Genomic DNA, 26,194 nt, shown 5'->3' with positions numbered 1-26,194 from the left:
TCGTTTTGAATACGACGGAACATATTCATTTTATCGGCATCGGGGGCTATGGGATGAGCGCCATCGCTCGTGTCATGCTGGAAATGGGGTACACCGTCACGGGGTCCGATGTGGCCGAACAGGATTTGACGGAAAAGTTACGCAAAAAGGGAGCGACTGTACATATCGGGCATGACCCTGCCTATGTTCAGAACGCAGACACAGTAGTATACTCTACGGCTTGTCCGAAAGATAATGTAGAGCGAGTTGCAGCTGAACAGCAAGGGATTCCAGTCATTCACCGCTCACAGATGCTGGCGCGCTTGCTGAATGCGAAGAAAGGCATCGCTGTAGCTGGTGCTCACGGGAAGACGACGACATCTTCCATGATTGCTTTTGTCATGGAACGCTGTGGCGTAGATCCGACTTATATTATTGGTGGCGAAGTGACGAACCTAGGAACGAACGCCCAAGCAGGAAATAGTGAATATGTAGTAGCTGAGGCGGATGAGAGTGATGGCTCCTTCTTGAATTATCACCCTCATATAGCGGTTGTACTTAACATAGAGGCAGATCATTTGGAGAATTATGGCGGGGATTTCGAGCGATTGAAGGAAGCTTATGTACAGTTCCTATCACAAGTAAATCCGGAAGGATGCTCTGTAGTGTGTGCGGATGATCCGATTGTTGGTTCTATGCTTCCAAACTTGGGCGCAGGTGTTGTGACATACGGCATTGAGCAAGCGGCTGATTATACAGCTACAGAGATTATCGCGGAAGATCGCGGCATGACCTTTACGATGAATCATCAAGGCAAGGCGCTTGGCACAGTACAATTGTCTATTCCAGGTACGCATAATGTGTTGAATGCAATGGCGACCATTATTGTTGCTATGCGTGCAGGCATTCCGTTTGAACAGGCATCTACTGCCATCGTGGACTTTATTGGCGCTAAGCGCCGTTTCCAAGTAATTGGGGAAGAGCAGGGCGTACTTGTTGTAGATGACTATGCTCACCATCCGACGGAGATTGAGGCAACACTTACTGCTGCCAAAGCAACAAACCGTCGTATTGTTGCCGTATTTCAGCCGCAGCGTTATTCGCGGACTTATTTCCTGTTCGATCAGTTCAGCCGCGCATTTGAGGGTGCAGATGAACTGATTCTGACAGATATCTACTCTCCAGCTGGGGAGAAGCCGATTGAAGGGGTACACTCTTCGAAACTGGTTGACCGGATTCGCGAAAACAGCAACAGCAACGCACAGTACATTGCGGATAAGAATGATGCATTAGAGCATCTGAAATCAATTGTGAAGTCCGGAGATTTGGTAATCACAATGGGTGCAGGTGATATTTGGAAGACAGCGCGTGACTTAACTGAGGCATTGAAATCGTAGTATCTCTGGCAGTAAGTCAGCGATGTTCCAACAGTGGGATGTAAGTCTGTAAACAACTAGAATAGCAAGAAAAGATCGAGCTGGGGGTCAGGATTTTGGCCCTTCGTTCGATCTTTTTTTCTGTTGACTTATTGTCTTTGTCTGAGTGGATTACACAAGTCTAATAGCAACTACAGCTGCAAATAGAATACGACGGATAAAGAAAAAGCCCCGGCGCTGTACACGTAATCGGAAGGAGATAAGCCCCGAGGATAAGATTCTGCCAACCAGTACTTCTCCAGTAAACAGAACGACAATCACGCGACGGCCGATATTTCGTCTAACGAATCGACGTACCTCAGCTGGGGTCAAACGCAAGTTGCTTTTCTTGCTTTTCTTGCTGTTCATTCTATTCCCTCCTTTGCTGCGGGATTGTATATCATATGCTAGCGTTGCAAGATTTGATAGGACGCATATAGGAGGACGGACGCACTTTCTAGCCAATAATTTGTAAGGTAGGTTCTATTGGATTCGAATCTAGCATAAATCTACTAGTAACCAATAGGACAAGGTAGGTGTTCGGATATGACCAACATGCGAACGAAGATGACGTTTCGATTCGATGATTCCCAGCCTGTGAAGGATAAACATGAGATTCAGGGCATAGAGGCGAGCAAGAAGAAAGAGCGGCTTACAGATTGGGAGGAGATGTCTGATGGTACGATTGTGAATGGGGCTTCAGTTGAGCGGGCGAGCGTATCGGAACTTGAAGAGTATAGTGAATCAACTCCTATAGAGAATCGGCATCATATAGAAAAGGTCGATATAGATGCTCCGAACAATGACCGGGAACAAGAAAAGGTTGAGAGCGAAGATGAACGAGTGGAGCGCTGGATTCGGGAGTCGGATCGTCAGCCTGAATGTGACATTCCGAAGAACGGTTATGCGATCCCAACCTCTATTGAAGATCCTGCCTCTAGTTCACTTAGTGATCAAGGCGAGTTGTTATGGCATGGTATTCATACACGTTCTCGCAAGCCCCCGGTGTGGAGAGTCGTTGCTTCCGTTGCGGGCGCGCTCGCGACGGGGGCCTTGTTCGGATTTCTCGCTCTGTCTCTATTCAAGGGCGAAGTATCGATGCCTAATCCAAGTGATGCAATTCCAGTATTCGCGAATGATAAGCAAGGAAAAGGTGGAGAGCCAGCATCTAAGGACACGGCATTGAACGAACAGGGAACGGTGAAGGCAGGGGATTCAGGAAGCAAGTCCTCATCTACTAGCAATGGAGGGAATTCGGCTGCAGCCGCAGCAGGTCTGTATGTGACGGATGTGAATATTCCAGAGAAAGTGTTTTACATGCTGCAATATGGTGTGTTCGCTCAGGAAGAAGGGGCTCAGAAGGCAGCGGCGGAGCTGAGAGAACTCGGGCTGGCTGCGATGGAGGAGAAGTCAGAGCAGCATCGCGTGTATGCCGCGATAGCACCTTCGAAGGAGGATGCGATGGGGTTGAGCGCGTTGCTGAAGAACAAGCAGGTGGACTTGTATGTGAGAACCTTGAACCGTCCGGCGATTACAAAGTTGGCATTCCAAGGTGACTCAGCCTCCGTGGAGCAATTTTTAGGCCAAAGTGACGTGGTGAATGAATGGTTAATGTCTCAATCGATTGCGTATTTAGAAAAAACCAATACCGAAGCATTCACTCAAGAGATCACGGAACAGCTTCGGAAGGAGCATCAGAAGTGGACACAGCAAATGAGCACCGTGCAAAAAGGGATTCCCGACCAGTCCAAGAAAGCTTGGACGGAGCTGGTTCAGAGCATGAACACAGCAATCAGTGCAGTGAATGAGTATAATAAGCAGCCTTCGTCCTCGCATTTATGGAGTATCCAGCAGGCGGTTATGCATTATCGGAATGCAGAGGCGGTTTGGTTGGGTACGATGAAGGTGTAGCTGAGAGCGGAATAGATCACATGCCAATTATATTGTTGGGAACAGAGTCTTTTGATAGGAGCGTAGCTCTTTGAAGGGGCTCTGTTTTGTATATAAGAACTTGCATTCGCATTGTTGTGAGGGGAAGGATAGAAAACTGCATGAATTTGGGATTGTTGCATAGATTACCATAAATTGTTCATCTAAATCTTGCAAAGATCATCATTTGAATGTTTGTTTCGACAGCCAGTTACGCGTATAATAGAACAGTGTCAAAAAATGGCGAGGAGCGACTACGAAAATGAGTATATCCAAATTTGAGCGACCAACGATCGTAATGGCTTCCTCCTCACCACGGAGACAAGAGCTTGTCCGTTCACTCGGTCTTCCTTATGTCGTACATCCTAGTAATGCAGACGAGACAGTGGATCCCAATCTGGATCCTGACTGTATTGTTGAGACGCTGGCACTGCGCAAGGCACAGGCTGTAGCAGATGTCCGCAAGGCGGCTGGTGAGCACGGTATTGTCATCGGTTCAGACACCATTGTCGTCTTGGATGGCGAAGTGCTGGGCAAGCCAGTGAATGAAGAGGATGCGGTTCGTATGTTGACTAGGCTGCAGGGAAGATCGCACAAGGTGTATACCGGCGTGGCGATGATTGATTCAGCGGACGAACATACAGAAGTTGCGCATGGTGTAACCACAGTCCATATGAAGCCATGGACAGATGAACAGATACATCGCTATGTTGCAACTGGTGAACCAATGGACAAGGCAGGGGCCTATGGGATTCAAGGAATTGGCTCAACACTTGTCACGCAAATTGAAGGCTGTTATTTCAACGTAGTTGGATTGCCGTTGTCGCTTGTTAGCGATATGCTGGCTTCGTATGGCATTATCATCCCGTAATGGGCGCTGCCAGTATGGAGCAGCAAGGTGGAGCAGTAATTGTAAATGAGATAAGATGAGTATGAAATGTTGAATGCAAGACGGTCCTAGGAACAGCGGATGCCGACCAATGGTGCTTCGTCGGTGCATGATGGCGACCGGACAATCGACTACAGGGGGTTGTAAGATGGGACATAGTCCACTTCTACGCGATCTTCCCCATGAAGAACGTCCGAGAGAACGCATGATGCAATATGGGGCAGAGTCATTAAGTCATGCTGAATTACTTGCAATATTACTGCGTACAGGCACGAAAAATGAATCGGCCATTACATTAGCGCAGCGAATATTGAATCACGTAGGACAGCTTCGGCATTTGCACGATATGTCTGTGACAGAGTTGACAGCGATTCGTGGTATTGGCGACGCTAAGGCACTGCAGCTAAAAGCAGGATTAGAGCTTGGACGCCGTATGTCGCGTTCTCGTCTTGAGGATGCACTGCAGGTACGACGGCCGCAAGATGCAGCCGATCTGCTTATGGAGTCGATGCGATACTATGACAAGGAACATTTTATTTGTTTGTTTCTGAATACGAAGAATCGAATTATGGCACAGGAGACGGTTACGATCGGAATCCTGGATGCATCTTTGGTACATCCCCGCGAAGTTTTCAAGGCTGCCCTGAAGTGTGGTGCAGCTTCCATCATTTGTGCTCACAATCACCCAAGCGGAGATCCAACACCGAGTCCAGAGGATGTAGCGCTTACTAGGCGGCTCATGGAAGCTGGAGAAATTGTTGGTATCGAACTGCTGGATCACTTGGTTATTGGCGATAACCAATATGTGAGTTTGAAGGAACGCGGGCTCATGTAATATAATGATTGAGATTGAAGGTTATAAAAAGGAGATTAACATCATGTTGGGTGGCTTTACGAAAGATTTAGGTATTGACTTGGGAACTGCTAATACATTGGTCTATGTACGCGGTAAAGGTGTCGTCGTGCGCGAACCGTCTGTGGTAGCAATCCGCACAGATTCGAAGACGATTGAAGCGGTAGGAGAATCAGCGAAAAATATGATTGGACGTACGCCGGGGAATATCCGTGCAATCCGTCCAATGAAGGACGGCGTCATCGCTGACTTCGACACAACTGCTACTATGATAAAATATTTTATTCGGCAAGCTCAGAAGCAGCGTTCGCTGTTTCCGCGTCATCCGAACGTAATGGTATGTGTGCCTTCTGGTATTACTGCTGTTGAACAGCGTGCAGTTGAAGATGCTACGAAGCAAGCAGGTGCTAGAGAAGCTTATACGATTGAAGAGCCGTTCGCGGCAGCAATTGGTGCTGACTTGCCTGTATGGGAACCAACAGGAAGTATGGTCGTTGATATTGGTGGCGGTACAACTGAAGTAGCGGTGATCTCCCTTGGAGGTATCGTGACATGCCGTTCCGTTCGCGTTGCAGGCGACGAAATGGACGAAGCAATTATTCAATTCATTAAGCGCCAATACAACTTGATGATTGGTGAGCGTACAGCTGAACAGCTGAAGATGGATATCGGCTCGGCTATGGGGCTTGATGAAGAAGAGCAGATGGAGATTCGCGGTCGCGACTTGCTGACAGGTCTTCCGAAGCCGCTCACGATCTCCTCGAACGAAATTACAGATGCTTTGGCTGATACAGTGAGCTCTATTGTTGAGGCTGTTAAGGTAACATTGGAGAAATGTCCTCCTGAGCTTGCAGCTGATATTATGGATCGCGGTATTGTATTGACAGGTGGCGGCGCTTTGCTTCGTAATTTGGATAAGCTGCTTGCTCGTGAGACTGGCATGCCGGTCATCGTGGCAGAGAATCCGCTTGATTGCGTAGCGATTGGTACTGGACGCGCGCTTGATAATATTCATTTGTTCAAGGGACGCAGCAGCTCTGCGCTTCGTTCCAAACGATAAGAATACGCCCATGAGGGAGTCTGATACCCGCGTCGATTCGTTCCAACGACGCGGGCATTGTTATCACTGAAGGTTGCTGCCAAGCCTAATGCTTGGGCATAAGCTTGCGGAAACGACTTCATGATGGCAAGTGGACATCGTGAGCGACCTCTTTTCTGAGGGAACGAGTACCTCTTTACGATGAGAAGGTGTTAATACTGTTTAAGCTTCTGGGGAACAAACGTTTATTTTTGATGTTGTTTGGCCTTATTTTGTTTATTGCGTTAATGGGGTTTACACTAGGCGGACGCCTAAACCTTACTTGGCCAGAGAAATTTGTGCATGATACGGTAACCTTTGTGCAGCAAATATTCTACAGACCGGCATCGTATGTATCGAATTTCGTGAAGGATGTCTCCAGTCTGAAGGAACTGCACGAAGAAAATGAGCAATTGAAGACGATGCTCGCGCAATATACAAGGGATAAGGCCTACTACAATTCGGTTGCGGCAGAAAATAAGAGACTTCTAGACGATCTGGAATTTACGGAGCGTCAGAAGCAGATGAATATGCCTTATAAATACCGAATTGCACAAGTGACGTCTATCAATGTGGCCGATCCATTTAACCAGACGTTGAACTTGAACCTTGGCTCGAAAAATGGAGTTCGTCAAGGTATGCCGGTTATATCGACGGAAGGCGTAGTCGGGATTGTCAGTCGCGTATTCGAATTCTCCTCCACAGTCCAGTTGTTGACGAATATGGATGAGAAGGATCCGAACTCACCAGCAATATCAGCTACTGTACTTGGCAAGGAAAACAAGTCTTTCGGCGTGATTGAGTCTTATGACCACAGCAGTGGTACATTCTTAATGACACGTATTCAAGAGGATGATGAGCTGGAAGAAGGAGATACCATTGTATCGTCCGGCCTTGGCGGTTCATTCCCGAAAGGTCTCGTTCTCGGCCAAGTTGTATCGCGGCAAGTAGGGGACATCGGATTGACGCATTCTGCTACGGTTAAGCCTGCTGCAACCTATCGTGACTGGCGTGAGTTGTTCATCGTTATCACACCGGACATGAAGGAGACGGGGAAAGAGGCGCAGCAATGAATCGAAACTGGATGATCGTATTTATGTTCATTCTCTTCCTGCTGGAAGGTTCGCTGCTGCCTGTATTTATTCCAGATGCGTGGCAAGGACGGATTGTCCCGCAACTGGTATTCATCGTAATACTGTATCATGCCGTATATCATCATCGGCATGCTGCGTTGATGATGGGATTGGGATTCGGGTTTCTGCAGGATATTGTATATTATGGCCATATGCTGGGCCCACACACATTTAGCATGGGGCTGCTCGGATATTTGACAGGATTACTTTTTGCGTCTCGCAACACATCCATGATTACGATGATAATCATTTCTGTATTCGGCAGCTTTGCCTATCAGACGATGCTGTATGCAGCTTACCGACTGTTTGGCTTGCATGGAATGACATTCGAATATGCGATATTCGATTTTATGATTCCAAGCTTGATTGTACAGCTTGTCTTCTCGCTGGCCATATATGTTCCGATGCGAAGATGGTTCGACCATTTGTCTGGGAAGAAGTCTGCCGAAGATGAACAGGGGTAATAGCCGTCTTGGAATATGTTTCCAGACGGCTTATGCCTTTTTGTTATCGATAATTTCTTTTTCAACCCGGTGTTGCAGGAACTTTCCTCTTCCATCTCGAAAAAGATAAAATTGGGGAGGGACCTTTCATGACGGCCAAGTCACTGGTAACGATTAAAGGCATGAAGGACGGCCTAGTGTTCCTGCTTGACGATAAGTGTGAATTTGCAGTCTTGTTGGGCGAATTGCGCGACAAGCTTGAACATACACCGCATTTTTTCGACGGACCGATTGTATATGTCGATGTCAAGTTAGGAGCCCGCGCTGTAACAGACGAGCAGAAGACTGAAGTGCTGGATGTACTGCGTCAGCGGGGGAATTTACTCGTACGTTCGATTGAATCTTTTGAGGACAAGAAGGCGGAGCAGAAGGGGTATCGTATTGAGACGAGAACCGGCATGGTACGTTCTGGACAGGTGCTGCGCCACGAAGGAAATTTATTGTTTTTGGGAGATGTCAATCCTAGCGGAATGATTATATGCACTGGCGATGTAATGGTCCTAGGAGCGCTGCGTGGAATGGTTCATGCAGGGGCAGAAGGAGAGCTATCTGCCGTTATTGGGGCCTCGTTATTTGCACCGACGCAACTACGCATCGGGGAAATTATTAGCAGACCGCCAGATGAATGGGGTGTAACCCAATCGCATATGGAATTTGCTTATGTGCATGAAGGTGTCATGCAAATTGATAAAATCTCGCAGCTACATCGCGTTCGCAAGGACATCAATATGTTCAAAGGAGTGTAGAAGGATGGGAGAGGCAATCGTCGTCACTTCGGGCAAAGGCGGCGTCGGCAAGACGACGACATCCGCGAATATTGGTACCGCGCTTGCTTTGCTCGGCAAAAAAGTGTGCATGATCGATACAGATATCGGTCTTCGCAACTTAGACGTCGTGATGGGGCTTGAAAATCGTATCATCTATGATATCTGCGATGTTGCGGATGGCCGTTGCCGATTGAATCAAGCGCTTGTGAAGGACAAGCGCTTTGATGAGTTGTATATGCTGCCTGCCGCTCAGACGAAGGATAAGTTGGCAGTGTCTCCAGAACAGATCAAGGATATCGTTCTGGAACTGAAGAAGGAATTCGAATACGTTATTATTGACTGTCCAGCAGGCATTGAACAAGGATTCAAAAACGCGATCGCAGGAGCAGACCATGCCATCGTTGTTACGACGCCTGAGAATGCTGCGGTTCGTGACGCTGATCGGATTATTGGACTGCTGGAGAATTCGGAAGTCTCTTCACCGAAGCTGATTGTGAACCGTGTTCGCGCCAATATGATGAAGAAGGATGGCGGCATGCTTGAGCTGGATGATATTTTGCAAGTGCTCAATATCGACTTGCTAGGCGTTGTTCCTGATGATGAAATGGTTATTAAAGCGGCTAACTCTGGTGAACCTACGGTCATGAATCCAGATGCGCCTGCTGCTGTGGCTTATCGGAATATCGCGCGCCGCATCCTGGGGGATACAGTACCACTGATGCCGCTTGAACAGAAGAAAGGCGTGCTAGACCGTGTGAAGAAGTTTTTTGGAATGGGATGATTAATCAGTGTTTAACAAGCTGAAACGAATTGATTGGATTATAGTCGGTATTTTGCTCGTGTTCTCGGTGTTCAGCCCACTGGTCATCCTAAGTGCAACGCATGGGGATGCAATGTTCAGCGATACATCCATGATGATGAAGACGATTATATTCTATATTCTCGGATTTATCCTCATGTTTGCCGTAGCGCTGTTCGATTATCGATTGCTATTGAAGAGCTGGCCGATTTCAATGGGGATCACGATCCTGCTTCTTGTTGGCGTGTTTTTCCTAGGGGCGGATCTTAACGGGGCTGTTGGCTGGTATAAGCTTCCCGGAGGGCAGACCTTCCAGCCTGCAGAGCTCGCGAAGATTACCCTCATATTTGCGTTAGCGCAATTGCTAGGAAGACGGAATGGTGATCCACTCTCACTTACGAAGGACTTGCTGCCAATTGGATTGGTAACGATCCTTCCATTTGGACTAGTAGTGATTCAGCCTGACCTTGGTAACGCCATTATTTATATTGTAATACTGATTGGTATGCTATGGATCGGAGCGGTGAAATACCGGCATGTCCTTGTGGCGCTCCTCTGTGTTGCGGTCATAGGGGGGGCGGTCTACGTATCGTTCACGACCTTCAATAAAGAAGTCAAGGATTTCTTCGTGAATAAGATCGAGAAGAAGCATTGGTATGAGCGGATAAACACATTTATCAACCCAGCGGAAGCAACCAACGATGCGAAGCATCAATCCAACTATGCGATGATTGCGATCGGTTCAGGCGGACTCAGCGGTGATGGCTACATGAAGGGCGAATTGAAGCAGCGCAGCTTCATACCGTATACGTATTCGGATGCCATCTTCGTGGTAATCGGTGAGGAATTCGGGTTCCAGGGCTCGGCCCTGCTGCTGCTGCTGTACTTCCTGATGATATACAGGATGATTCTCATTTCCTTCCAGTGCTATGACTTGCGAGGGTCGTACATGATAATCGGCATTGTGTCGATGTTCGTGTTCCAAATATTCGAGAACATCGGAATGATGATCGGCCTTATGCCGATTACCGGGATTACGCTGCCATTCATCAGTTATGGCGGTACATCACTTCTCTTGAATATGATTTGTATTGGACTGGTGATGAGCATACACATTTATCAAGAGAAATATCAGATTGAGCCTTAATGGAGTCGAAGATTAGGGTCTTGGTCTCATCATTTACGAAATTAGCGCTAAGGCGGCAAAACGTCCATAACGGATGTAGTGCCGCTTTTTTGCGTACATCTGCTTGTTCTCAGGCTCACTGCTCATATCTGCTGTAGGCTTGTCATACACATGTGATAAGCACATCATTCAGCTGATGCATATTGTTGAAATGGGTTAAGAAGGGATGAGACGAGCATGAAAGAAGATATTCGGCGCCGAAGAGAAGAACGAATCCGTGACATTCTAATGGCTGAAGAGATGAAACGTAAGTCGCATGCGAAGGAAGTTGTGGAAGTTAATCTGTCTTCCCATTCACTTGTTCAACCAGATGTCGTGTTGAATACTCCCTCTGCAACGGCTGTCTATAATAACGGAGAGCAGCGTGAGGACTACGAATTCAATCAAGAGTATACGTATGATCCTGAGCAGCAGTGGAAGATAAGCCGTTCGAAGTGGAATGAACGCTACGGCTGGGAAGAGCCTCCTACAGGAAGAGGCAATGTATGGCGCTCCTTGCGCTCCAGACTTCTCGTATCCATCTTGTTGTTCGCTGCAGCTTATGGAATCACATCCTTCCCGGCGGAATGGAATGCACCTATGCGCGCTTGGATTCAATTGTCCCTTCATGATGAGATGGACATGCGGCCGATTGCGGCGTGGTATGAGCGAACTTTCTCCGGAACACCTGTGTTTATCCCTTTGTTTCCACGAGATAAGGAATCTACGAAGGCTGTACAATCCACACATACCTATCCATCCCCAATTAAGGGGCAGATTGTGCAGCCGTTTGCTATGAATCTGAAGTCTGTCGCGATTGCTCCCGATCATGCGAGCGGTGCGGCGATTGAGGTTCAGAATATTGCTACGGGAAAAATTGAACGGGTAACTTCAGACGAGAAGTCAGGAATTACAGTAACTGTCCAACATGCCGATGGTCTTGTGACGGTGTATAGTGGGCTTACAGCGACTTCCGTGCAACAGGATGACTGGCTTGAGCCCGGAGCAACAATTGGTACGATACAGAGTCAGGAGAACCAGTCGGGGGTAAGTGCTGAGCCTGTACTTACATTTGCGATGCAGCAGCGCGGCGTTTATATTGACCCGGCGGATGTGATACGAATTGATTAAATGGGGGGGAACCACCTACTCACTTCATCCGCTATTTGTGATCCTTATGGCTGCAGCTGCAGCTACAGGATATATATTTGAATTGCTTACGTTATTTACGATCGTGCTGATTCATGAACTGGGACATGTAGCTTGTGCTAAGGCGTTTGGATGGACCATCACGGAAGTGAAGCTGCTGCCCTTCGGAGGGATGGCGGAGACGGATGATGGAGCACTATCGCCTGCTTGGCAGGAGTGGATTGTAGCGGTAGCGGGGCCATTACAAAATGGTCTCATGATATTAATTGCATGGTATGCGGAAGCGATGGGTTGGTGTAGTCCAGAATGGGCGAAAGGGTTTATTCAGGCCAATGCGTTCATTGGATTGTTCAATTTGCTGCCGATTCTTCCGCTTGACGGCGGACGAATGATGCAAGCAGCATGTTCGTTATGGATGAGCTATCATCGAACCTTGCTTGTTGGTGCGAGGGTCAGCCTTGGATGCAGTGCCATTATGCTGCTGTACAGTGTGTGCCCGGTAGTTGTGGGAGGCAAGCTGAATATTAATCTCTTGATGCTAGCTCTCTTTTTGCTGTGGACCAACTGGGTGGAACATCGGAATGTTCCTTTTCGTTTCATACGATTTTTGATGAATCGTCCAACGAGGTTGCGCGAGTGGGAGAGTTCGGTCGCACTAGGACGCCCAATTGTAACAGAAGGGGGGCGTTCGTTGTCTCGAATCGTTCGTCTGTTCCGCAGAGATGACTACCACTTCATTTATGTAATGGGTGATGAAGGGCGAATCCAACGGATCGTTCCGGAACAGCAATTAATTGATGCCTTCTTCGATGAGCCTCCGCCTCAGAATCGTATGAAATCATGAGCGCCATCTAGGTAAGTTCGGTCACAATTTTGGAGGTGAAAAGAAACGGTTATCATTTTTTCTAGCCTGTTCCATAAACCGGCATGTTCACCTTATCCTGCTTCATGTTACAATGGAAGATGACGCGCTGTAGTAGAGGTGATACCATGAATCAGATGATTGTTCACTGTGAGGAACAAGTGACGCAGATGGCGTTGCTTGAACATGGTCGGCTCGTCGAATTTGCAGTCGAACGTGCAACTGGCACAACGCTGGTCGGCAGCTTATTTAAGGGGCGGGTAGTGAATGTGCTTCCTGGAATGCAGGCTGCGTTCGTGGACATCGGGCAGAAGAAAAATGCATTTTTATATGTCGATGATTGTTTACATCCTCATTTGGAGAAGCAGCCTAAGCAGAAACCGCCGATAACGAGTCTGCTTCGAGTTGGACAGGAACTTATCGTGCAAGTGATGAAAGATCAGCTAGGAGGCAAGGGAGCGCGTGTAACCACGCATTATTCTCTACCTGGCAGATATTCGGTGTTTATGCCATATGCCGATTATATCGGTGTATCTAAGAAGATTGAGCAGGAATCGGAGCGCAATCGATTGAAGCAGCTTGCTGAACAACTTCGCCAGGGCGAAGAGGGGCTGATCATTCGAACCGTTGCTCAAGGTGAATTGACGGAGACGCTTGAGGGTGATATTGAGTCACTCCGCGAGTTGTGGGAGACGATTGGTTATCGTGCCAAGGAAGCTCAGGCTCCCGCGTTGCTGCACCGTGATCTAAGCATGGTGGAGCGGCTTGTTCGGGATGCGTTCTCACGCGAGATTGACCAGCTGCTCATTGATGATGTTCGCCAATTGAAAAAGGTGCAGTCGTTTGTTCGTTCGTTTGACCCTGAATTGGAAAATCGGATTCATGTATACAAAGACAGTGAGCCGCTATTTACCCGTTATCGGGTGAAAGATCAGCTAGATAAGGCTTTCCAGCGTAAGACATGGCTGCAGAGCGGAGGATATCTAGTATGGGATCAGACGGAAGCACTGACGGTTGTTGATGTGAACACGGGAAAATATACGGGGACAAGCGATCTGGAGGAGACCGTATTCTTAACGAATCTGGAGGCGGCCGAAGAGATTGCGCGTCTTATTCGTCTTCGCGATATCGGCGGCATTATCATTGTTGATTTCATCGATATGGATACGGAAGAACATCGAGTGCGTATTGTGGAGCGATTGGAAACGATGATGCGGAAGGATCGTACGAAGTGCTTGGTTGTCGGTTGGACGAAGCTTGGTCTAATGGAATTGACACGCAAGAAGGTTCGTGAGCAGGTCATGCACCAACTGTTCCAACCCTGTGCCGAGTGCGAGGGAAGCGGAGTTGTTTTGTCCTCGCTTTCTCAACGGGAACCGGAAATTATACGTTGATTTTTATTGAAGAGTGTGCTAAGATCTACGGGTATGTGTTAAGTCTAGTGCTGCACATGCTGTAACCGCTCCAGACAGGTATGAAGTGTGAAGCGATGCTTCACCACCTGATTTAGGCGAGTCTGAGACATGAGGAGGTGCAACACAATGTACGCAATTATCGAAACAGGTGGCAAGCAGTACAAAGTTCAAGCTGGTGATGTATTGTACATCGAGAAGCTGAACGCTGCTGAAGGCGAAAGCGTGACATTTGACCGTGTATTGGCAGTATCCAAGGACAACGGCTTGGTCACAGGTACTCCGGTAGTATCCGGTGCTACTGTTACGGCGAAAGTTGAAAAGCATGGAAAAGGCGCGAAAATTGTCGTGTACAAGTACAAAGCGAAAAAGAACTACCGTCGTAAGCAAGGTCATCGTCAACCGTATACAAAAGTGACGATTGAGAACATTCAGGCGTAAGAAGGTGCCATATGATTCGCATTACAATACGGCGCAAGCCGGATCATTCAATTGAGAGCTTCTCCATTGAAGGACATGCGAATTATGCTCGCCACGGAGAGGATATCGTATGTGCGGGAGTCTCTTCGGTATCGGTGGGTACGGTGAACGCCATTGAAGCATTGACGGGCATTGAGCTGGAATGCAAGATGAAGGATGGATTTTTGAGTGGACGTGTTCCACGCATTAATCAGCCGGATATCGAAGCTAAAGTTCAATTGCTGTTGGAGTCGATGATCGTCAGTTTACACACGATCGAAACTTCATACGATTCGTATCTTCAAATAGAAGACAATTAAGTGAGCAAGGAGGTAGACTATAATGTTGAAACTGAACCTTCAGTTGTTCGCATCCAAAAAAGGGGTAGGTTCCACAAAGAACGGCCGTGATAGTATCGGTCGCCGTCTTGGTGTGAAGCGCTCCGACGGTCAAGTAGTTTCTGCTGGCAGCATTTTGGTGCGTCAACGTGGTACGAAAATCCACCCAGGTAACAACGTGGGCATCGGTAAGGACGACACTCTGTTCGCGAAAGTGGATGGCGTTGTTAAGTTCGAACGTTGGGGCCGCGATCGCAAAAAAGCGAGCGTCTACCCGGTTGAAGTTGCACCTGTTGCAGCAGCTGTGGAGAACTAAGACGACTGAAGAACCCTCGGCTTGAGCCGGGGGTTTTTTTAATGAATAAGAGACGACAATGCGTTGTCTGGCAAAGTGCACGATATGTCAAGCCTGTGCACAGAGCTTATGTAGAGCTTATGCCAAGCTTGTACCAAGCCTGTACCAAGCCTGTGCGAAGCCGAAGTTGTTGTTCGATCGAGAGATAACATAGTCGCTCATCTGAGGAAATGCTTCGAAGGGGCTATGCCACATCAATTCCTTTTTGTCTGCTCATTATTTCCCGCATAATGCCGCCATCAGCGCGGTCCACATTGTTTCTAATTCTGTTGTTACTGGAATGATTTGTGCAAATCCTTTATTTCTTAGTATGATTTTGTTTGGACGAGGTTTCAGGCGCGTGATATACTGAAATTCGGGGAGTTTGTACATAACTGGAAATGTGTGAGTATCGGGGAGCGAAGTGATGAATAGGACAAGCTTATGGATCGGCTGTTGCTGGGCTGTCGCTGCAGCTGGGACAGCAGCTATCATTGGTTGGAATATGCACATCGGGTGGCGTTTTGGACTCGCATTCGTTGTGGCTGCCAGTATTGGCGGAGCATTTTTGCTATTCTCGCGACAACAACAACGACAAAGAGAACGAATGCTTCAAGAAACCCAATTAGCAGCAATTCACTTAATGAATCATCAGCGGCATGATTGGATGAACGACTTGCAGCTTCTGTATGGATATGTTCGTTTGAAAAAGTACGATAAATTACCGGACTGCGTGGAAACAATAAAAGAAAGAATGGCGGAGGAAAGCCGAATTGCCAAACTTGGTTTTCCGGAACTCGTTATGTTTTTGATGCAGCACCGTACCTCTGGCGGTACGATGCCGCTCAAGGTAATGATACCAGAGCCTCTTGAACTCGACCGATTGAACCTGGAAGTGGACACTGTCCGCTTGACGAATATGATTATCGAGACGGTTAACACATTCCGCTTCGCATCCAAGGAGCAGGGGGACGTTTATTGCCCGCTGCAGCTTGCGATATGGTGTGAATCGAGCCAGCTTAACATTCAATATCAATTAGAGGGTAAACTGCTTCGGCCGGGCGAAGTGGCCGAGAAGCTGAGACGAATTGCGATGGAACGCGGCGTGCGGCTGGAGCAGTTGTCGGCGAATCATCATGATGGGCAGGACGCCTACCAAATAGTCGTGCCATGCAGTGCATAATGAGGTGACAGCATGTTTGTAGATAAGACGAGGATTTATGTTAAAGGCGGCGACGGAGGCGACGGAATCGTCTCGTACCGCAGAGAGAAGTATGTGCCAATGGGTGGTCCCGCTGGCGGTGACGGAGGACATGGCGGCGACGTTATTTTCCGTGTAGATGAAGGATTGCGTACGCTTGTCGATTTCCGCTACCAGAAGCACTTTAAGGCAGATCGCGGGGAGAAGGGCCGGAATAAGAGCCGGCATGGAGCGAATGCGGAGGATATGATTGTCCGCGTTCCCCCTGGTACGGTAGTCATCGATGATGATACGAAGGAAGTTATTGCTGACCTTACCCGTCAAGGCCAAGAGGTTGTTATTGCCAAGGGCGGCCGTGGAGGACGAGGCAACATCCGCTTCGCAACAGCGAACAATCCTGCACCGGAACTTGCAGAACATGGAGAAGAAGGTCAGGAGCGCTGGGTTATCCTTGAATTGAAGGTCATGGCTGATGTCGGCTTGGTCGGATTCCCGAGTGTCGGCAAGTCAACTCTCCTGTCTGTTGTATCTGCGGCGCAGCCGAAGATTGGTGCGTATCATTTTACGACGATTACACCGAACTTAGGCATGGTGGATGTCGGAGAAGGACGCAGCTTCGTTATGGCCGATCTTCCTGGGTTGATTGAAGGAGCTCATACGGGTATTGGATTGGGTCATGAATTCCTTCGTCACGTTGAACGTACCCGCATCATTGTTCATGTTGTGGATATGGCGGGCATGGAAGGTAGAGATCCATTCGATGATTGGGTGAAGATTAACGAGGAATTGAAGTTATACAATGAGAAGTTGTCCGAGCGGCCGCAAATTATCGCTGCTAATAAGATGGATATGCCTGAGGCAGAAGAGAATTTGGCGGTATTCCGTGAGAAGGTTCGCGAGATGACGGGAAGCGATATTGAGATTATGCCAATCTCCTCGCTGACACGGCAAGGTATTCAAGAGTTGCTCTATCGAGCGATGGAGTTGCTTGAGCAGTTGCCTGATGCTCCTGAAGTCGAAGAAGTGGCAGAGGTTGATGAGCGTAAAATCTATCGCTTCGAGAAGACAAGACGTGATTCAGAATTTACAATTCGCCGCGAGAACGATACGTTCGTAGTTGAGAGCGAAGCTGTTGAGAATATGCTGAAGCGCATGCAAATGAACTCTCATGATGCGATCTTGCGCTTTGCGCGGACACTGCGCCACATGGGAATTGATGAAGCGCTGCGCAAGCGTGGTGCAGTTGATGGGACGATTGTCCGCATTGCTGATTTTGAATTTGAGTTCGTTGAAGGCAGCAGCTACTATTGAAGTTCATAAGAAAATGATTAGAACGCCTGACCCTTTTGGGTCGGGCGTTCTTTTTTTGAGTCAATGGAAGTGGCGCTTCGATCAAGTGGGAGTATTGGCCTGATCAATATTCGTAAGACGAAGCAGGTCAGCTTCATCCAGCAGAATATCCATTCCGCGTACACTGTCTTGAATAGAGGAAGGCTTGGTGGCTGCCGGTATGGGAATGAGATTAGGGGATAGTGCAAGCAGCCACGCAATCACAATCTGATAAGGGCTTGCCGAATACTTCTGTGCCAGTTCTGACAATACAGGATGGTTCTGCAAATGGATGGAATTGCTCGGCCCACCGAATGGGCTATACGCAATGAAGCTGATCCTATGCTCATCACAGTATCGAAGCACGTCATTCGAGTGTCTGTCATGAAGATGGAGACGGTTCTGAATACAAGTGATGGGTGCGATTTGCTGGACACGCTGACACTCGCTCACAGTAACATTAGATAGGCCTATATGGAGAATTTTTCCTTCTTCCTGAAGTCGGCTTAACGCTCCAACAGATTCTTCAATAGGAACAGAAGGATCGGGAGCGTGCAAAATGTATAGAGGATGGCATTCCCGCTTTAGAGTATGTAAGCTGAGCTCGCATGCAGAGCGAAGAGAATCGGGTCGGCCGTCGCATATCCAGGACCCATTCGGACGAGCTAGCCCCCCTTTTGTAATAATTAGGTACTCTTCCGTGGAATAGGCAGATAGTGCTTCTTGCAGCAATTGTTCATTGTGGCCGAGATCGTGATCATCAAGGCAGTACGTATCGGCAGTGTCAAATAACGTGATTCCGCTTTCGAAGGCAGCTTGGATGGTCGCGATCGCTTGCCCTCGGTCAGGTCTGCCGGCTACAGATAGTGGAGCGCATCCTAGGCCAAGCTTTGACACCTGTATTTGAGTAGTACCAAGCAGTGTGTGCATCATGAATAACTTTACCTCCTCTATGGAAAAATGAAGCAGTTTCAAATTTAATCATTTTATACTGTTACTGTGAAGGGAAGAGAAGGTTTCGTTTTTTTTTTTTCGTCAGAACGGTTTTCATTATTTTTAAATAAAAACAAGGAAGACGATAGGGATAATCGTGTATAATAGATTAAACTTTTTATGCGTGTAAAATGAATTAGAGAAAATATTTATAGATTGGCCTATTGCCAACTTGCGCACATATCCGCTATAATGTCCTCTATAAATAAACAAAAGTCTTTATACGGAGGACTCAATCATGGCAGAGCGATATTACTTGGTGAGAGAAGACATATTGCCAGAGGCGGTAGTGAAGACGGTAAGAGCGAAGCAATTGCTCGCGACAGGTGAAGTGAAGACGGTTCATGAAGCTGCAGAACGAGTTGATTTGAGCCGCAGTGCTTTTTACAAATATAAAGACGGTATCTTTCCGCTTAATCAATTGGAGCGCGAACGGATTGTAACGATCTCAATGGATTTGGATCACCGTTCAGGCATTTTATCTAAAGTGCTTGGTTCTGTCGCTTCCTATGAGGGAAACGTATTGACAATCAATCAGACGATACCCCTGCAAGGAATTGCGAATGTTGTAATCTCGGTTGAAACGTCACTTATCGCAGAGCCATTCGGCAATATGCTGGATGCGCTTCGGGATATCCCTGGGGTAAAGCGTGTGACGATCATCGGACAAGGGTAAGTGTACTTGCTTAATTACATCGGTATTACTCTATAACTACATTAGATACAGACAGCTGCTGGGAGAAGGGGAGGAACTGATTTATGAAGCCGATTAAAGTTGGATTGCTAGGATTGGGGACGGTAGGAACTGGTGTTGTACGTATTGTGGAGGGGCATCAAGAGGATTTGTCCAGCCAAGTGGGCTCGCCGATTGTAATTGAGAAGGTACTCGTGAATGACATTCATAAGGAGCGCAGCATTAGCATTCCTGAACATAAGCTAACAGAACATGCAGAAGATATTATTAACAACCCGGATATTGATATTGTGATTGAAGTCATGGGTGGTCTTGAGCCAACGAAGCAATATATCATGGATGCGCTGGAGCGCGGCAAACATGTGGTTACGGCGAACAAAGACTTAATGGCGCTGCACGGGCGTGAAATTATGGCCAAAGCGAAAGCGAATCATTGCGATGTATTGTACGAGGCAAGTGTAGCTGGAGGCATTCCGATTATCCGCACCTTGATGGAGAGCTTCTCATCTGACCGGATTAAGAAGATTATGGGGATTGTGAACGGAACGACGAACTTCATTTTGACGAAGATGAGCAAGGAAGGCGCGGGCTATGAGGAAGTGCTGAGGGAAGCGCAGCAGCTTGGATATGCAGAAGCTGACCCTACTTCGGATGTAGAAGGGCTTGATGCTGCACGCAAGATGGCCATCTTAGCAACACTTGGCTTCCACGCGGACGTGGCGTTGGAGGATGTTGAAGTTCGCGGAATTTCACAAATCAAAAAAGAAGACATTATGTTTGCGAAGCGTCTCGGTTATGAGATGAAGCTGCTCGGTATCGCAGAACGTCAGGATGATCAGATTAGTGTTGTTGTGCAGCCTACGATGGTCAGCAATGCTCATCCGCTCGCTTCGGTCAATGGTGTCTTCAATGCTGTATATGTGTATGGCGAAGCCGTTGGCGAGACGATGTTCTATGGCCCTGGTGCTGGTGAGATGCCTACAGCTACCTCTGTTGTTGCAGACTTGACGGCTGTCATCAAAAATATGAAGCTCGGCGTGAACGGATTGCGGGCGCTGACTCCATATAAGGAAAAGAAATTGAAAACAGATGATCAAATTTCATATAAGAACTTTATTCTTCTTCATGTGGAAGATAAGGCGGGGGTATTGGCACAGATTACGCAAGTATTCGCGGAGTACGATGTGAGCCTCGATTCCGTCGTCCAACAGCCGAATTCGCATAATCCAGATGCTGAAATTATCATTATCACACATCAAGCCAGCCAAGCGAACATGAAGAAAGTGTTTAAGCATTTTGAAAACTTGGATGTTATTAAATCCATCAAGAGTGCATATCGGGTAGAAGGCTAATCCACCAATCAGGCAGCAGAAAAGGGGTTATTTCGATGAGATACATGGGACTACTAGAAACATACAAATCATATTTGCCTATCAACGACAATACGCCAAAGCTGACACTGCATGAGGGGAATACACCGCTCATTCGCGCGGATCGTCTATCCGAAGAGCTTGGATTGAATTTGTATTTCAAATATGAGGGATTGAACCCTACTGGATCGTTCAAGGATCGCGGCATGGTTATGGCAGTAGCGAAGGCAGTAGAGGAGGGAAGCCGCACAATCATGTGTGCTTCTACAGGCAATACATCTGCTGCGGCTGCAGCTTATGCAGCTCGTGCTGGCTTGAATTGTATCGTTCTCATACCCAACAATAATATTGCGCTCGGCAAGCTCGCTCAAGCAATGATCTATGGTGCCAAAATTATTGCGATTCAGGGCAACTTCGACCGTGCGTTGGAGATCGTGAGGGAGATTACGGCCAAGCACCCGATTACACTCGTGAATTCGGTAAATCCATATCGAATCGAGGGTCAGAAGACGGCAGCTTTCGAAGTGTGTGATCAATTGGGGAAAGCGCCCGATGTGCTTGCAATTCCGGTTGGCAACGCTGGCAATATTTCGGCTTATTGGAAAGGGTTCAAGGAATATCATGCTGCCGGCAAGACAGACTCCCTGCCGAGAATGGTAGGTTTTGAAGCAGAAGGTGCAATGGCGATTGTAAAGGGTGAACCGATTTCGGATCCGGAGACGGTGGCTACTGCTATCCGAATCGGTAATCCGGCAAGTTGGAAGACGGCAGTAGAAGCTGCTGAACAATCGGCTGGCCAAATTAATTACGTGACCGACGAACAAATCCTTGAAGCTTATCAATTAATGGCTGTGAGGGAAGGGGTATTTGCTGAGCCGGGCTCTGCTGCTTCGCTTGCTGGTGTGCTGAAGCTTCATAAGGAAGGATACTTCAAGGGCGGAGAGAGTGTGGTGAGCGTGCTTACTGGACATGGTCTGAAGGATCCGAATATCGCAATTAAGACAGTAGCGAAGGAACCGCTCGTCGTTCAGGATACAGAAGAAGCTGTTATGGAAGCAATTGCGAAGCTGGAGCGTGAACAATAATGTGGCGGGAAGAAGGGGTGCTCGTGCGTGTACCGGCGAGCACCGCGAATTTAGGGCCAGGATTCGATACATTGGGCATGGCGCTTCAACTTCATCTGTGGGTTGCGATGAAACCAGCGGATCAAGCTATCATTCGATTGCACGGTTCTGATCTTGAGGGGGTACCGACGGATGAGAGCAATCTTATCTATCGAATTGCACAATCAGTATTTGATGAAGCGGGAATTGAGCGTCGTCCGATTGAGATGGATGTATATAGTGAAATCCCGTTGACAAGAGGACTCGGAAGCAGTGCCTCAGCCATTATTGGCGGTTTGGTAGCGGCGAATCAGCTGATCGGTGAGCCGCTCGATGCGGATCGTCTCTACGACATGGCGACGGCTATTGAACGCCATCCTGACAATGTTGGAGCCTCCCTCATAGGAGGGATTGTAGCAGCTGCATGGGATGGAGAACATACGACTTATGTTCGTGTTGAGCCGGATAGTTACCTATCCACTGTGGTCGCTATCCCTCAGTTCCAGCTTGAAACAAAGCAAGCTCGAGGTGTGCTGCCCAGCCAAGTAGACATGGCCAAAGCTGTATTTAATATCAGTCGGTCTTCGCTTCTTGTAGCTGCTTTGAGCAGTGGGAGATACGACTTATTGTCTGAAGCGATGAAGGATTGTCTCCATCAGCCATACCGTGCCCCGATGATTCCAGGTATGACTCATATTTTGGAGCATGCTGTGCAGAACGGTGCGCTTGGTGTCGCGCTCAGTGGCGCGGGCCCAACTCTGCTTGCGTTTATTGACAAGCGCAGTGACACCCAAGAACTCATTTCGTTTATGCGAGATACATTTAGCGAGCATCTAATCGATGCTGTTGTGAAAGAATTGGAGCCGAGTCATGAAGGTGCAGTATGTATTGGTACATGGAGCGATGTGGAATCAATCTTATCTGCGCGCATGCTTGAATAGTCTACGAAGGAGTTAGCGTACATGGCACGAATTGCATTATTGCCGGAGGGCTCCGTTTCGCATGAAGCGGCATTGCATTTAGCAGGACAGGATCATCAATTTGTACACTATAAGCTGATTTCGGATGTGTTTCTTTCGACTGCGCGTGGCGATTCAGAATATAGTGTCATCCCCATTGAGAATACAATTGAAGGTTCGGTCAACCTACATATGGACTGGATTGTTCATGAGGTGGATTTGCCGTTTCAAGCGGAATGGGTCTTTCCGTCTATTCAGAATTTGATTGGACGCCGTGAGGAACTGCAGGGGGATTTGGGCAGTATTCAAAAAGTAATGTCACATCCTGTAGCGATGGCACAGTGCATGCAGTACATTCGCAAGTATTTGCCGCATGCGGAACTCGAACATGTGAGCAGTACAGCTGAGGCAATCAATATTGTGAAGCAGAATCCAGGTCGCGGCTGGGCAGCTATTGGAACGACTGTAGGTGCGCATACGCATGGGTTGGATATATTGGCGCCAACAGTGACGGATCATAATAACAACTTTACTCGATTTGTGCTCATTGGGAGGAAGCCACTGGAATTACCTCCTTCAACTGCACATAAGACGACCATTTTGGTTACCTTGCCTGAGGATTTCCCGGGGGCGCTTCATCAGGTTTTGTCTGCATTTGCTTGGAGACGAATTAATTTATCTCGCATTGAGTCCCGTCCAACCAAGAGGAAATTAGGCAGTTATTACTTTTACATTGATGTAGAAATGGCGTTAGATACCGTTCTGCTCCCTGCTGCCATCGAAGAAATTGAAGCGATCGGCTGCCAAGTTCGTATTCTTGGTTCTTATCCAAGTTATTCGTATGAGTTCTCATTAGCGGATTCAAATGGCTGAGGGAACAAATAAATTAGGGCGTTCTTGGTTTAAGTATGGCTTGATGTAAGTCGTAAGAACGAGATAAAGAAAAATCACGGCGCTGCAAGCTGCAATGATATAAGTAGTTTTGTAGTGCTGTGCGAGTATTCCGGATCGTTGTCCTCCCTAACAAGGGAGGATTTTTTTGATTTTATTGCACACATGGATGTCAAACGCCTATTTGCTGCATAGGATAAAGTAGGTGATTTCGGGCTTATGTCCGGTAAGAGTAGGATGACGAACGTGTGGGAGGTTGCATGAAGTGAAAATACACATTGTCAAGAAAGGCGACACGCTATATGCGCTGGCGAAAAAATACGGAATTACTTTAGAAGAACTTATTGCTATGAACAGTCAGCTTGCTAACCCGAACGAACTGGATGTTGGCATGAAAATTAAAGTCCCGTCGACTCCGGTTCCCTCAAGTGGACATGAGATCGTTCACAAGCACGTTGTAAAGGAAGGGGACACCCTATGGAAATTGTCTAAAGCGTGGGGAATACCTCTTCAAACTTTAATCGATGCGAATCCGCAGCTCAAAAATCCGAATGTGCTGGTGATCGGTCAAGTTGTAAACATCCCTAAAATGCAGTCAGATGGCAATGTTCCGGCCCCTAATGTTAATAAGCCGCCATCCTCTAAGGAAGAAATGACGAAGCCCAAGTCTGAAGTAACGAAACCGAAAGAAGAGGTAACGAAACCGAAAGAAGAGGTCGTGAAGCCGAAAGAAGAAGTAACGAAACCGAAAGAAGAGGTTGTGAAGCCGAAGGAAGAAGTAACGAAACCGAAGGAAGAGGTTGTGAAGCCGAAGGAAGAAGTAACGAAACCGAAGGAAGAGGTCGTGAAGCCGAAGGAAGAAGTGGAAAAGCCAAAGGTTGAAATCACGAAGCCAAAAGTAGAAATTGTAGAGCCGAAAAAAGAAGTTATGCCGCAAACCAAAGTTCCTCAACCGAACGAAGAGAACAAGCAAGTGAATGAGCTAAAACCTATCCAAGAGATTGTACAGCCCAAGAAAGAGGTCAAGAAACCACACCATGCAACTGAATTTGTATATGAAATGGAAAAGGTGGACTATGGAAGTACCCAACATGCGCATCCATGGGCAGGGTACAATCAGCCTATAAACTACCCGTCAAACTTTGACCCATCTATGGGGAATCAATCTTTTCTAAACCAGCCAAACATGCAACAACCTTATGCCGCCCCAGTTCCATCATTCCCGCCAAGCTACGAAATTCCTGTCCCAGTTATGCCGCAATATGTGTCCCCTGTACAGTATGAGCCTTGTGGTTGTAATCATATAGCTAGTAATTGGTACCCTACCAACATCCAACCGAATATCGAACCTTACGTACAATCGGACATCCAACCGAACATTTATCCAAATGTACAGCCGAACATCCAACCGAATATTGAACCTTACGTACAATCGGACATCCAACCGAACATTTATCCAAATGTACAGCCGAACATCCAACCGAATATTGAACCTTACGTACAACCGAACATCCAACCGAACATCTATCCAAATGTACAACCAAACATTCAACCGAATATCGAGCCTTACGTACAATCGAATATACAGCCGAATGTATCGCCGATCACAGAGTCGAAGCAACCGTTTTCTCCTTATGAGTGTTACTGCCCACCGACACCAGTCTTCTGCAATCCTGGCTTTCCGCCTGTACCAACTGCTATCTATCCGCCATATCCTCCTGTGTATGGTGGTGCAGTATCGACGGTTCCGGGATATATTCCTTCTGCAATTCCGGCTGCAGTACCAACAGCAGTATGGGGGCCGATTGCTCAACCATTTGTGTATGCTTGTGGTTGTGGAGAAGAGCATGGCAAGCATCCATATGCGAATCAGTCATTAATGAATGCAGCTAATATGTATGCCCCAGCAGGTACACAAGGGAACGATTCTTATGAGCAGCCAACAGGGTATGGTTCGGACGGTATGCACTTCTACAATCCAAACTTATACGGATCCATTCCGGGATTCGCCAATTCGTCTTTGGGGAGTAACGCTTCAATCGGAGCGGGTGGTCATGGCAAACGTGAAGAACATGAAGTGGAGTTCAACAGAGAATCGGCATCCACAACGGACAAAGAAGGGCATGTATCCAGTGTAGGTACAAAAAAGGAACAACAGGCGAGGATTAAAGGGTCGCCTTCCCGGACGACAAAAAAGAAGAGCACGGGAAAAAAGAAAACGGCGCAGAAGCGTTCTAACGTGAACTCGAGAAGCATTCCGTGGATCAACGGATAATCCAAAGGAAGCTGGAGTATCAACTATGAGAGAGACTGCATTAAGCAGAATGATCATGGTTGATATTTCCTGTTGTCAAGATGGGACAGGCCATGATATATTATAAATCCAGTCGCGAGATGCGGCGGCGCAGTAGAGCTTCAACGCTTCAAACGAATCTTCTAAAAAAAGATTTTAAAAAAAGTGTTGACAACAAATTAGCTCCTGTGATAAGATAAAGTTCCTGTTGCGAAAGATGTTGAAAAATGTCGGAGCAGCAAGAAATGAAGATTGTTCTTTGAAAACTGAACAACGAGCAACGTTTGTGAATGAGGT

27 protein-coding genes and 1 other annotated feature are annotated in these 26,194 nt (G+C 47.4%); of the genes, 24 read left to right on the top strand and 3 right to left on the bottom strand.

Features of this window, described 5'->3' with window-relative positions; all coding sequences use genetic code 11:
- Positions 1 to 5 precede the first annotated feature (5 nt).
- A complete protein-coding gene (murC, locus tag PBN151_RS26430) occupies positions 6 to 1,376 on the top strand; it encodes a UDP-N-acetylmuramate--L-alanine ligase (RefSeq protein ID WP_072731580.1) in 1,371 nt (456 codons plus the stop codon).
- Positions 1,377 to 1,526: 150 nt separating this feature from the next.
- Here the strand turns inward: murC and PBN151_RS26425 are convergent, their stop codons facing one another.
- Complete coding sequence (locus PBN151_RS26425; RefSeq protein ID WP_021254213.1) at positions 1,527 to 1,763, bottom strand: hypothetical protein; 237 nt, start codon at positions 1,761 to 1,763, stop codon at positions 1,527 to 1,529.
- 177 nt (positions 1,764 to 1,940) lie between these two features.
- Between PBN151_RS26425 and PBN151_RS26420 the strand changes: the two genes are divergently transcribed.
- From PBN151_RS26420 to PBN151_RS26405, 4 genes are all read left to right on the top strand, one after another.
- On the top strand, positions 1,941 to 3,305 hold the full coding sequence (locus PBN151_RS26420; protein WP_072731579.1) for an SPOR domain-containing protein: 1,365 nt from the start codon (positions 1,941 to 1,943) through the stop codon (positions 3,303 to 3,305).
- A 280-nt stretch (positions 3,306 to 3,585) separates the two neighbouring features.
- Complete coding sequence (locus PBN151_RS26415; protein WP_072731577.1) at positions 3,586 to 4,194, top strand: Maf family protein; 609 nt, start codon at positions 3,586 to 3,588, stop codon at positions 4,192 to 4,194.
- 166 nt (positions 4,195 to 4,360) lie between these two features.
- A complete protein-coding gene (radC, locus tag PBN151_RS26410) occupies positions 4,361 to 5,047 on the top strand; it encodes a RadC family protein (protein ID WP_065293527.1) in 687 nt (228 codons plus the stop codon).
- 43 nt (positions 5,048 to 5,090) lie between these two features.
- Complete coding sequence (locus PBN151_RS26405; RefSeq protein WP_021254217.1) at positions 5,091 to 6,125, top strand: rod shape-determining protein; 1,035 nt, start codon at positions 5,091 to 5,093, stop codon at positions 6,123 to 6,125.
- On the opposite strand, the gene PBN151_RS31550 is transcribed toward PBN151_RS26405, so the two are convergent.
- A complete protein-coding gene (locus tag PBN151_RS31550) occupies positions 6,077 to 6,247 on the bottom strand; it encodes a hypothetical protein (RefSeq protein ID WP_175560804.1) in 171 nt (56 codons plus the stop codon). The two genes, PBN151_RS26405 and PBN151_RS31550, sit on opposite strands and share 49 nt — an antisense overlap.
- A 66-nt stretch (positions 6,248 to 6,313) precedes the next feature.
- Between PBN151_RS31550 and mreC the strand changes: the two genes are divergently transcribed.
- From mreC to obgE, 13 genes are all read left to right on the top strand, one after another.
- On the top strand, positions 6,314 to 7,216 hold the full coding sequence (gene mreC, locus PBN151_RS26400) for a rod shape-determining protein MreC (RefSeq protein ID WP_036591306.1): 903 nt from the start codon (positions 6,314 to 6,316) through the stop codon (positions 7,214 to 7,216).
- Positions 7,213 to 7,740, top strand: coding sequence for a rod shape-determining protein MreD (gene mreD / locus PBN151_RS26395; protein WP_021254219.1), 528 nt, complete (start codon positions 7,213 to 7,215; stop codon positions 7,738 to 7,740). Before mreC ends, mreD begins: the two co-directional genes overlap by 4 nt.
- A 128-nt stretch (positions 7,741 to 7,868) precedes the next feature.
- Positions 7,869 to 8,525, top strand: coding sequence for a septum site-determining protein MinC (gene minC, locus PBN151_RS26390; protein ID WP_065293529.1), 657 nt, complete (start codon positions 7,869 to 7,871; stop codon positions 8,523 to 8,525).
- A 4-nt stretch (positions 8,526 to 8,529) separates the two neighbouring features.
- Positions 8,530 to 9,327 carry a septum site-determining protein MinD gene (gene minD, locus PBN151_RS26385; protein WP_021254221.1) on the top strand — a complete coding sequence of 266 codons (798 nt, stop codon included), beginning with the start codon at positions 8,530 to 8,532 and terminating at the stop codon, positions 9,325 to 9,327.
- Positions 9,328 to 9,334: 7 nt separating this feature from the next.
- A complete protein-coding gene (locus PBN151_RS26380) occupies positions 9,335 to 10,492 on the top strand; it encodes an FtsW/RodA/SpoVE family cell cycle protein (protein ID WP_021254222.1) in 1,158 nt (385 codons plus the stop codon).
- 216 nt (positions 10,493 to 10,708) lie between these two features.
- Entirely contained in the window at positions 10,709 to 11,641 is a 933-nt protein-coding gene (locus tag PBN151_RS26375; protein WP_072731575.1) for a M23 family metallopeptidase, read from the top strand.
- Entirely contained in the window at positions 11,634 to 12,503 is an 870-nt protein-coding gene (locus PBN151_RS26370; RefSeq protein ID WP_028533800.1) for a site-2 protease family protein, read from the top strand. Before PBN151_RS26375 ends, PBN151_RS26370 begins: the two co-directional genes overlap by 8 nt.
- A 146-nt stretch (positions 12,504 to 12,649) precedes the next feature.
- Positions 12,650 to 13,915, top strand: coding sequence for an Rne/Rng family ribonuclease (locus PBN151_RS26365; RefSeq protein WP_021254225.1), 1,266 nt, complete (start codon positions 12,650 to 12,652; stop codon positions 13,913 to 13,915).
- Between the two features lie 53 nt (positions 13,916 to 13,968).
- Positions 13,969 to 14,049 (top strand) — a sequence feature (ribosomal protein L21 leader region).
- A gap of 13 nt (positions 14,050 to 14,062) precedes the next feature.
- The gene (gene rplU / locus PBN151_RS26360) at positions 14,063 to 14,374 is read left to right on the top strand and encodes a 50S ribosomal protein L21 (RefSeq protein WP_005547385.1); all 312 of its coding nucleotides are present in this window, start codon (positions 14,063 to 14,065) and stop codon (positions 14,372 to 14,374) included.
- An 11-nt stretch (positions 14,375 to 14,385) separates the two neighbouring features.
- The gene (locus PBN151_RS26355) at positions 14,386 to 14,712 is read left to right on the top strand and encodes a ribosomal-processing cysteine protease Prp (RefSeq protein ID WP_021254227.1); all 327 of its coding nucleotides are present in this window, start codon (positions 14,386 to 14,388) and stop codon (positions 14,710 to 14,712) included.
- 22 nt (positions 14,713 to 14,734) lie between these two features.
- On the top strand, positions 14,735 to 15,046 hold the full coding sequence (gene rpmA, locus PBN151_RS26350; protein ID WP_021254228.1) for a 50S ribosomal protein L27: 312 nt from the start codon (positions 14,735 to 14,737) through the stop codon (positions 15,044 to 15,046).
- A gap of 445 nt (positions 15,047 to 15,491) precedes the next feature.
- The gene (locus PBN151_RS26345; RefSeq protein ID WP_072731574.1) at positions 15,492 to 16,247 is read left to right on the top strand and encodes a Spo0B domain-containing protein; all 756 of its coding nucleotides are present in this window, start codon (positions 15,492 to 15,494) and stop codon (positions 16,245 to 16,247) included.
- A gap of 12 nt (positions 16,248 to 16,259) precedes the next feature.
- Complete coding sequence (gene obgE / locus PBN151_RS26340; RefSeq protein ID WP_072731573.1) at positions 16,260 to 17,576, top strand: GTPase ObgE; 1,317 nt, start codon at positions 16,260 to 16,262, stop codon at positions 17,574 to 17,576.
- Positions 17,577 to 17,657: 81 nt separating this feature from the next.
- On the opposite strand, the gene PBN151_RS26335 is transcribed toward obgE, so the two are convergent.
- Entirely contained in the window at positions 17,658 to 18,527 is an 870-nt protein-coding gene (locus PBN151_RS26335; RefSeq protein ID WP_083545341.1) for an aldo/keto reductase, read from the bottom strand.
- 298 nt (positions 18,528 to 18,825) lie between these two features.
- Between PBN151_RS26335 and PBN151_RS26330 the strand changes: the two genes are divergently transcribed.
- The 6 genes from PBN151_RS26330 to PBN151_RS26305 all read left to right on the top strand — a co-directional run bounded on the left by PBN151_RS26330 (position 18,826) and on the right by PBN151_RS26305 (position 25,879).
- Positions 18,826 to 19,263, top strand: coding sequence for an ACT domain-containing protein (locus PBN151_RS26330; protein ID WP_021254232.1), 438 nt, complete (start codon positions 18,826 to 18,828; stop codon positions 19,261 to 19,263).
- Between the two features lie 83 nt (positions 19,264 to 19,346).
- Complete coding sequence (locus PBN151_RS26325; protein WP_072731572.1) at positions 19,347 to 20,633, top strand: homoserine dehydrogenase; 1,287 nt, start codon at positions 19,347 to 19,349, stop codon at positions 20,631 to 20,633.
- A gap of 35 nt (positions 20,634 to 20,668) precedes the next feature.
- Positions 20,669 to 21,736: a threonine synthase gene (gene thrC / locus PBN151_RS26320; RefSeq protein WP_072731571.1), complete on the top strand. Its 1,068-nt coding sequence runs from the start codon at positions 20,669 to 20,671 to the stop codon at positions 21,734 to 21,736.
- Positions 21,736 to 22,695, top strand: a complete 960-nt coding sequence (thrB, locus tag PBN151_RS26315) for a homoserine kinase (protein WP_072731570.1) — start codon at positions 21,736 to 21,738, stop codon at positions 22,693 to 22,695. Before thrC ends, thrB begins: the two co-directional genes overlap by 1 nt.
- A gap of 21 nt (positions 22,696 to 22,716) precedes the next feature.
- On the top strand, positions 22,717 to 23,586 hold the full coding sequence (gene pheA, locus PBN151_RS26310; RefSeq protein WP_072731569.1) for a prephenate dehydratase: 870 nt from the start codon (positions 22,717 to 22,719) through the stop codon (positions 23,584 to 23,586).
- A 283-nt stretch (positions 23,587 to 23,869) separates the two neighbouring features.
- Positions 23,870 to 25,879 (top strand): LysM peptidoglycan-binding domain-containing protein, encoded by a 2,010-nt coding sequence (locus PBN151_RS26305; RefSeq protein WP_072731568.1) that lies wholly within the window; start codon positions 23,870 to 23,872, stop codon positions 25,877 to 25,879.
- Positions 25,880 to 26,194 lie beyond the last annotated feature (315 nt).

The sequence above is a fragment of the Paenibacillus sp. NAIST15-1 genome (assembly GCF_001894745.1).
GTDB classification, from domain to species: Bacteria; Bacillota; Bacilli; order Paenibacillales; family Paenibacillaceae; genus Paenibacillus_B; species Paenibacillus_B suaedae.
The sequence above is the reverse complement of the archived record's forward strand: the minus strand, read 5'-3'. Positions and strand labels throughout refer to the sequence as shown.